Source organism: Enterobacter cloacae complex sp. IR5450, assembly GCF_049238665.1.
Taxonomy (GTDB): Bacteria; Pseudomonadota; Gammaproteobacteria; order Enterobacterales; family Enterobacteriaceae; genus Enterobacter; species Enterobacter hormaechei_C.
In genome coordinates, this window is the sequence record NZ_JBMKIC010000060.1 from 1 (window position 1) to 8,329 (window position 8,329).

Annotated in this window: 10 protein-coding genes; all 10 read right to left on the reverse strand. The window is 49.3% G+C overall.

Annotated elements, in window-relative coordinates; genetic code table 11:
• Window positions 1-512 (reverse strand): hypothetical protein (locus tag ACOTYB_RS24155; RefSeq protein WP_072202520.1); only part of this gene is annotated, 512 nt, incomplete at its 3' end.
• A gap of 12 nt (window positions 513-524) precedes the next feature.
• Entirely contained in the window at window positions 525-935 is a 411-nt protein-coding gene (locus ACOTYB_RS24160) for a hypothetical protein (protein ID WP_000985909.1), read from the reverse strand.
• Between the two features lie 100 nt (window positions 936-1,035).
• On the reverse strand, window positions 1,036-1,242 hold the full coding sequence (locus ACOTYB_RS24165) for a hypothetical protein (RefSeq protein ID WP_000134171.1): 207 nt from the start codon (window positions 1,240-1,242) through the stop codon (window positions 1,036-1,038).
• Window positions 1,243-1,302: 60 nt separating this feature from the next.
• Window positions 1,303-2,628, reverse strand: coding sequence for a type II toxin-antitoxin system HipA family toxin (locus tag ACOTYB_RS24170; protein WP_000088044.1), 1,326 nt, complete (start codon window positions 2,626-2,628; stop codon window positions 1,303-1,305).
• Window positions 2,629-2,632: 4 nt separating this feature from the next.
• Window positions 2,633-2,926, reverse strand: coding sequence for a helix-turn-helix transcriptional regulator (locus tag ACOTYB_RS24175; RefSeq protein WP_012477377.1), 294 nt, complete (start codon window positions 2,924-2,926; stop codon window positions 2,633-2,635).
• A gap of 400 nt (window positions 2,927-3,326) precedes the next feature.
• Window positions 3,327-4,715, reverse strand: a complete 1,389-nt coding sequence (locus ACOTYB_RS24180) for a hypothetical protein (RefSeq protein WP_012695445.1) — start codon at window positions 4,713-4,715, stop codon at window positions 3,327-3,329.
• 4 nt (window positions 4,716-4,719) lie between these two features.
• Complete coding sequence (locus ACOTYB_RS24185; RefSeq protein ID WP_000340139.1) at window positions 4,720-5,217, reverse strand: membrane protein; 498 nt, start codon at window positions 5,215-5,217, stop codon at window positions 4,720-4,722.
• A gap of 420 nt (window positions 5,218-5,637) precedes the next feature.
• Window positions 5,638-6,758 (reverse strand): IS3-like element ISSen4 family transposase gene (locus tag ACOTYB_RS24190; RefSeq protein ID WP_087451024.1). Its coding sequence is split into 2 segments (ribosomal slippage): window positions 5,638-6,500 and window positions 6,500-6,758, totalling 1,122 coding nucleotides; the frame shifts between segments, so codons are not numbered across the junction.
• Window positions 6,759-6,791: 33 nt separating this feature from the next.
• On the reverse strand, window positions 6,792-7,301 hold the full coding sequence (locus ACOTYB_RS24195; RefSeq protein ID WP_421765903.1) for a hypothetical protein: 510 nt from the start codon (window positions 7,299-7,301) through the stop codon (window positions 6,792-6,794).
• 658 nt (window positions 7,302-7,959) lie between these two features.
• The gene (locus ACOTYB_RS24200; RefSeq protein ID WP_063945302.1) at window positions 7,960-8,319 is read right to left on the reverse strand and encodes a hypothetical protein; all 360 of its coding nucleotides are present in this window, start codon (window positions 8,317-8,319) and stop codon (window positions 7,960-7,962) included.
• Window positions 8,320-8,329 lie beyond the last annotated feature (10 nt).

The following is an 8,329-nucleotide window of genomic DNA, read 5'->3' on the forward strand; positions in this document are numbered from 1 at the left end:
AGATTCAAGCAAGCCAACTTGTCGTCAAAATCGGTGTTGCAAAAACGGGAGTGACCATAGATTCCGTTTTCTGAGACGACCCCATCTACGTCAGGTTTCCGCTTTGGTTCGCTGGTGGCCGTCTCAGCTTGTTTTAGGGTGGAACGTGGATAGGCCAGGTTATATGCTGCGCCTGTGGTCATTTGCTCGATGACCGCAGGTGCATAACCTTCTGCTTCCAGCTTACGATATGCAGCCCGGTAGTCTCTTTGGGTTTTCAGCGGGTATATCTTTCCGCCTTTACCATCGAAAGCGATAAACCAGAAATCGTCCGTGCCAGTTTCCAGATTTCTGCAACGTTTCAGATGCCATCCGCCTTCTCTCGCCCAGATGGTACGGTTATTTCTGGCATTCGTTTTGTCATAACCGTTCTCGTCAAGCCAGCTATCAAAGCTGGTCAGCCCCAGATCCTGAACCTCCAGAGAAGGCACTCGAATGACCTGCAAGGTATGGCGGGGTCTTGGCTCTCTCATCTTGATCTCTTCCTAGCGCTGGTCTGGGAAATACGGATATTGCGGGCCATATTCATAGTCATGCGGGCCTGGCTCAACTTCCCAGAATGGACGGCCGCTAATTGTCTTTGGACCGCGCTCGTTTACGATGTCTTCTACATCCTGAATATTAAATGGCATCGTTGCCAGTAACAGCTGATCTTCGGGTGTCAGCGTCACAGTTGCACCGTCGATACGGCTGTAAAGGTCGGCAAACTGTTTACCTGCACCGTGCAACCGGTGCTCCGCTACACTTCTGATTGCGTGTAAGTCCAGCTCCGCCGCTTCCATGCGATCCACGTATAGTTTCATTTCTTTACGCAAAGCGCTCAGCTCACGGGCTTTAATAAACCCGCAGGCGTACCCACCCAGGGCGATAACTGCAATGATTGCTAAAATTGCCATTTTTTTCTCTCACGTGATTGCGGCCGTTACTCTAGTCTTAATGTGAAGTCTGGGAATTCGCTGGATGTTAAGTACGTTTTCATCCCCAGACTGACAGATGCTAAGGCGCGATCCCAACACTCCATTTGTAAGTATCAGGCCCATCTTCTCCGCTGGTGGCATCTGCTACAATCTGTGCATAACGTTCTCCAGCAAGTTCTCTTACCATCTGATCCACGACCCATTGCAGATGATGCATTTCATCGGTTCCGCCGTAACGACAAGCCAACTCAATAGCCCGCTCTATTCTTTTTTGTTCTTCAGTCATACTGAATCCTCACGCTTACATCAGCTATTCTGAAAACATGCACACTATAAATTGCGGCTGTCATTTCTCAGCCAGGCGCCTGCATTGCTGCCTCATTCCATCAAAAATACTTTCCGCAAGCTGCTGGGGGAACTGGTCCGGAAGAAGCCCGCTAACACGTTCAATGACACCCGGGGTTCTGGCGATGATTTCCTCTATCATCGCCTCTGTCTGCTGTTTACTCAGGCCGGTTATCTCACCATGCCTGATCCAGTGGCGTCGTTGTATTCGATATATCTGGTAATAGTTGCTACTGCCACGTACGGCCATCGCCAGTTTGCACTTCTGCCAGGATATCTGATTGTTCCCATGACCGATCACCGGCCATGCCGACAACACATCATAGAGTGGTGTAAGGTGATAACGTCCCTGTGGCCCAATAGAAATACTGAAATTTTTAGCGTGGCCATCTGTTGCGGCCATCATCCAGAAAACTATCTGCGTCATAAAAAACTGCGCTTTGTCACGCTCAGCACGGTCTGAATTACTCAGAACTTCCATAATTTCCGATATACCTGGCCCGCCGTCCGCCTGATATTTTCGTAATGGCGAAATGCCCAGGGCCTGACACATATCCTCCTGGGGTAAACGAATGATCCATTGTCCGTTTCCTGACCATTTTCGGTCAAAACGTTCTACCACCAGCGCTTTCTGATCTTCAAAGTGAGCAATCTGCGTTCTTGCCACGGGGAGCCCGTACTGTTCGAGAAGTACCGAGCAGAGCCATTCATTTTCAACCGACGAGCGCATGTCGGCTTTCATGTTCCCCACAAGTCCGAGCGGTAGCTTGAATATATGCGTCGTTGGTGTATTACCCTCCGGCATACACCACCGATCTTCATGCCACAGTAGGGCTGTTTTCTCCTGAGCACCGGCAATAGATAAACGTAAGTCGTCGTTATCTTCTGGCCTGCCCGGTAGCAATGTCTCCGTGGTATTACGCAAAGTTGCCGCAATTTCTGATTCAGTAAGCGGGTGATACTTCACGGAATATAAATCTGTGGGTTCATCTCCGTCATGAAGCAGCTGTATCGCGCCCACGCAGTCTTTTCCCAGCTCCGTCAGAAGATCAAAAGGCTCCAGGCTATCGGCCTTGTAACGCATTGCCAGACGTCTGCGTATGCCTTCGCTGTCCGGGAGTAAATTATCAAAATAGTCACGTACCACATTTCCACGCCAGACCTGGTTCCCGGGAGTAAAAGGAAGGGACAATGACAGCGGCCTTCCCTGTTCGTCTGCACTCCAGTCAGGAAGGTATTGTAAGCTGTCTACCCCTTTACTTTTTTCCCAGTATCCGACTTTGATTCCGTTCATCCAGATTGCCAGACGCTGCTGTTTCCGGCTCATATCGTTACCATTTCTCCTGTCGTGCAGGTGAGTTTGATTTAAGCATTTCTTCCGTCTGCTTCCCCTCTGAAGAGGCGGTTGTCGAGGAGAAGCTGATTTTTACGCCCAGGATAGAAAACACCTTGAATAGCCGTTCAATGCTCGCACTGGCAGGGTTGGCTTCCAGACGTGAGTATGTCTGTTGAGTGACCCCTAACCTTTCGGACAGGTCTTTTTGCGTCAGGCCATTCGCCTTGCGAAAACCAATGAGCAAGGGACGCAACTGGTTGAGCGTGTTTAACGGGTAATCATTATTGATCATAAGCTGGCCTCAGTAGTTCCTCTGATACACCTTGTACGCTGTTTTCTAAACATACACCCTAAAAGCTGTAATATCAAATTAACAGCCTAAAAGCTGTTAAATAGAGAGTACAACCTTTAGGCTGTTACTAAGTGGCAGCATAAATCTTTATGAGGTTTGATATGAGAGAACTATCAATAATAAGCCGTTACGCTCGTACAGCATCCGGTAAGAGAGCTGACAGATCAGGATCATCGGTAAACGAGAAGCGGAGTATCTTATGGCCCTGTTGTGAGCTGTATAAATAACTACGAGCTACTCTCTGCCTCGGGGAGGAGGCAGAGAGAGTATTAAAAGCAAAGGCAGACATTTTTAGCAGCTGGTGGGCTATGGGGTTCCGGAGGTGCTCCGGTGAATGTTACTTGACTGGCAAGTTTCCTGCTATGATGGTCAATGCCTCGATGCTGTCTATATTGTTCTGAAGCCGTTCCAGTTCTGCCTTTTCAATACCGGCCCAAAGCTTTAAGTGTCGCTGATAAAGGGACCACTTGAGTGAGTGAAAACCATTCCAGGCCAACCCCATCCAGGAGGCGTAATTCGCATTGAGAATATTGCCGGTGATATACATTTTACCTGCGTTAACAGCACTGGAAGTTCCATAACCCAGGGCAAGCATCATCCGGAAGCGTGGATTTAGCCGCAACGGCATGGTATCCAGTAAGGTCTCCCCAAAAGCTCCTTTTCCCAGCGATACCTGTTTCGCCACATAGAAAACCCGCATCAAAACTTCCATTATGCTCATCGGAATACTTGTCACGATAAACTGACGAAAGTCATACCCGTTGACATACATGTACTCTATTTGTTTGCCGAAGTTAGAACTCCCCACAGGGATCCCCTCAAGCATACGAAGTAGCCCCATAAAAGGAGCCGGTAACCCCATGCCACGGTTTCCTTTTGCTGAGGGGGCATTAACATCCGATGCCAGGTGTCCAAACATTCTGGCGATGAGCCTGAAAATATTGGTTTCGTCTGTAACGCCTTTACTGGAAGGATAAACCACGATCTGTCCATTCTGAACCACCGTACAGGTCCCGTTCAGCATATCCTTTATACCGAAAATAATGCCCAGTACGGGATCGTGTGACAAAGCTCTTAAGCGGTGATTTGTGGGAGACAAAACGCCACCGGCCGCACCCACTAAATCGCTGCTGATCGAACTGTCTGGTGCCCCTATAGGGAACAAATCTGAGAGTTTTGTACTCAGGTCCTCCGGCAAAATGGCATTGAAGGCTTTCTGCACCTGTTTATTGAAAATACCATCCACTTCTGCCGTAAAGCTCACCGTAGGTTTTGGCGGGGCTCTGACGCAAAGTAAATCCAGCATGGATGCTATGAGCCCGCATCCGCAGGCAATAGCATAATCCCAGGCGTCGAGTGCGTAGCGATCATTAAATTCTTTAATATGATTCTGGATCCGGGCATCTACAACAGCCAAGTCATCCGTGGAGAGTATTGTGGCCAGTCCAATATCACCGCATACACGCTGGTTAGCCTCGCTATATATAGTCTTGAGACCAGTAGAATGCATGGCAGTATCTGAAGGGGTCATTTCTCGCAGATGATGTTCTTTAAGCGCCAGATGCTCCGCTTCATCAAGTTCAGTGCCGCTGATTAGCCCGGTCAACTGTGCCTTAAGGCTCTCTATATCACTGTTAATTGTCTCGTGAGCGTTCGCGATATCCTGACCACGGAGCTGAATATAACGGATGGCCCTGAACTCATCATCATAAGGAGACTGACTCATGTGTTTACCTCACCGCGACCAGGCTACCTTTTGGAGCTTTCTTAGTAAGCATGTCGATTGTTGCCTTGATGCCAGCAATTTCTGCCTTAAAATATTCCGCATTCGACATCAACCTTTCCTGAACTTCGTAGAGCTTTTGGATGGCCTGACTAAGGGCGGCTGTCAGTTTCGCATTTTTTTTGTGTTTCACTATCGCGTACCCGCCAATCCCTAACACAGCTACAGGTGCGGCCAATACCGCAATGCCTGCAACCATACCGCCACCGACGATAGACCCTGCTGTAGCGAGCCCGGAGGTTATGCCTGCTGCTGACACTCCCGTTGTACCAAGCGTATAGAGAGCACCGAAGGAAGCCGCTGCGCCTACGCCTGACCCCGCCAAAGCTGCTGCGCCCTCAGTAATACCCGGGAACTTATTTTCAAGCGCCTGAAGAGCACTTGTAACTTCATCCATTGCCTTCTTGCGAATTTTTTCGAGCTCTTCAGTTTCGGTAGCGTCCATTACAGGCCTCGTATTCATAACTTGCTGTGTGATAGGTGAAAAAGAGCACCATAAAAGTGATGAAGAAATCATGACTTACTATTGTGGCACTTTCGAGTTCATGTTTGTCAGTTTCAATGCTGTTGCTGTTAGTAAGGGCAGACGCCATATCGGGCAGACCCAAAATAACTATCGTGCCAGCGTCATTTTGGAACTGACTTTGCTAAAAATCAGTAGCGGACTGAACAGACATGTGTGGATTTGAATCTGGGCAGGTTCCAGACATTATTCCAACCAGACTTCCAATGACAAAATGCTCGTCATTCTCGGAGACGACATAGGGTCCACCAGAGCAACCATCGGTGTTGAAATGTGCTATTACAAAGCGAGTTGTGAGATGTTGGGGAGAATGTGACCTGCCCCCACGATTAGATACAACACTCAGTTAGTAACGTCGGAATCTTCATTCTCAGAATGACCCTTTCTCCAGCCCGCTGCAAATTCAGACGGTGTCTGATAATTCAGCGTGGAGTGCGGGCGGCATTCGTTATAATCCTGCCGCCAGTCATTAATAATTTTCCTGGCATGAACGATATCGCTGAACCAGTGCTCATTCAAACATTCATCGCGAAATCGTCCGTTAAAGCTCTCAATAAATCCGTTCTGCGTTGGCTTGCCCGGCTGGATTAAGCGCAACTCAACACCATGCTCAAAGGCCCATTGATCCAGTGCACGGCAAGTGAACTCCGGCCCCTGGTCAGTTCTTATCGTCGCCGGATAGCCTCGAAACAGTGCAATGCTGTCCAGAATACGCGTGACCTGAACGCCTGAAATCCCAAAGGCAACAGTGACCGTCAGGCATTCCTTTGTGAAATCATCGACGCAGGTAAGACACTTGATCCTGCGACCGGTGGAAAGTGCGTCCATGACGAAATCCATCGACCAGGTCAGATTGGGCGCCGCCGGACGGAGCAGCGGCAGACGTTCTGTTGCCAGCCCTTTACGACGTCTTCTGCGTTTTACGCCCAGGCCACTGAGGTGATAAAGCCGGTACACGCGCTTATGATTAACATGAAGCCCTTCACGGCGCAGCAACTGCCAAATACGACGGTAGCCAAAACGCCTGCGCTCCAGTGCCAGCTCAGTGATGCGCCCTGATAAATGCGCATCAGCAGCCGGACGGTGAGCCTCATAGCGGCAGGTCGACAGGGATAAACCTGTAAGCCTGCAGGCACGACGTTGCGACAGACCGGTCGCATCACACATCAACATCACGGCTTCCCGCTTCTGGTCTGTCGTCAGTACTTTCGCCCAAGAGCCACCTGAAGCGCCTCTTTATCCAGCATGGCTTCGGCAAGCAGCTTCTTGAGTCTGGCGTTCTCTTCCTCAAGCGACTTCAGGCGCTTAACTTCAGGCACCTCCATACCGCCATACTTCTTACGCCAGGTGTAAAACGTGGCATCGGAAATGGCATGCTTGCGGCAGAGTTCACGGGCGGGTACCCCAGCTTCGGCTTCGCGGAGAATACTGATGATCTGTTCGTCGGAAAAACGCTTCTTCATGGGGATGTCCTCATGTGGCTTATGAAGACATTACTAACATCGGGGTGTACTAATCAACGGGGAGCAGGTCAAATGATTTGAGCAATTTAAAGGCCAAATGCCTGAAACTTCACCAGGGAATGTCGAAATTGTTGTCTCATTCATTGGATATCCGACACCCAATGTACCCATGCCAGCTGCGGGAGCCAGGACCTTAAAGTAACTACTTACAGGCTGTTGTATTCCAGCTGGTAATACGATTTCTGCACTGTCAACAAACGGAATGCCGTCTTTAAAGTCTGCCCTGTCATTAGCCTCATTGAGAATGAAATCGACTAGAACAGGCTCTTCGTTCACCAGTCCTTGATGGTTAAGAAATTTGACGTAAAGTTTAAGTGTATTGCTGACGGGATAAATTTTTCCAAGAGCATTGGTAACAACATGGGCTGCGGTGAGAATCTTTTGCTGCTGACCATTATCGAAACCAAACGCAGTTGCTTCGAGATGGCTACTAAAATGAGGATCATTGCTTACATAGATTTTACAAACGTAGTTTTCAAACATTATTTCCTCCTTTTGCCGGTACCTAATCAGTTACACGGCTGCATGTTATAAACAACTAAACTCGCTTCCTGATATTTGAGTTTGTATGTTTTGCCAGGCACCAGCTCACCTCTGAAACACGGTTAGTCTCCTCCATGACATGGTTATGGCGATGGTCAGAAACTGTTATCGACGAAAGGCTGGAATTCCTTTAATGGCATTATCCATTTCAAGTCGTATGTCCTGAACGGGAGCGTATATTTTTATGATTCCAGATCTTAACCCTGAAACATTCCCCGTATCAAAACTGACCCGTTACAGATAAGTCACCACCGGTGCTGTCGATTAATTTAGTGAATTGCATGTCCTCATCCCATAAAGGGTAGGGCCTACCCCCGGCATCGAGCAAACCTGACCACCCTGCCCTTATTAAGACCCCACATGCGGCAATGGTGCCCTGTCCACGCCGCCCGCGAACTTTGAGGAAATGGGGAGAAAATAAAAAGAAAACAAAAAGTTATCGGCTGAAGTACCGGCGCAGATCGGGAATCAGGCGAAGCCTGACAGCACGTTAGGGCCTGGCAGGGGGCTTGAGGGATGAGGACATGCAATTGTGATAACCTTCCCGCCACGGGGTCGGTTAAATTCGTATCCTGCCGGTGCAATTCCAACGGCCGCGTTACCAGTTCGCCGGGTAGCATGGCCAGCAAAGCCAGGCATCGAGCACCCGGGTTTCACTGACGGCCGCTGCATAGACGCCGGTATCCGGGAAGAAATAAACCGGGGTGGCGTTGTTCAGCTGGTCGCCTTCATCGGCCAGAGCGCCGATCACCTCATGAGGCTTAAGCAGCATATCCGTTAAATATTCATCCGGGTGGATGGCATTCAGCGATATGGCCATCTCCAGAAATTCATCCAGGGTATGGCGGGTACGATACCCCCGGAAAACCTCGTATGAAGGCGTGAGGCACTGTTGCAAATAGTCGGTGGTGATAAACTTATCATCCCCTTTTGCTGATGGAGCTGCACATGAACCCATTCAAAGGCCG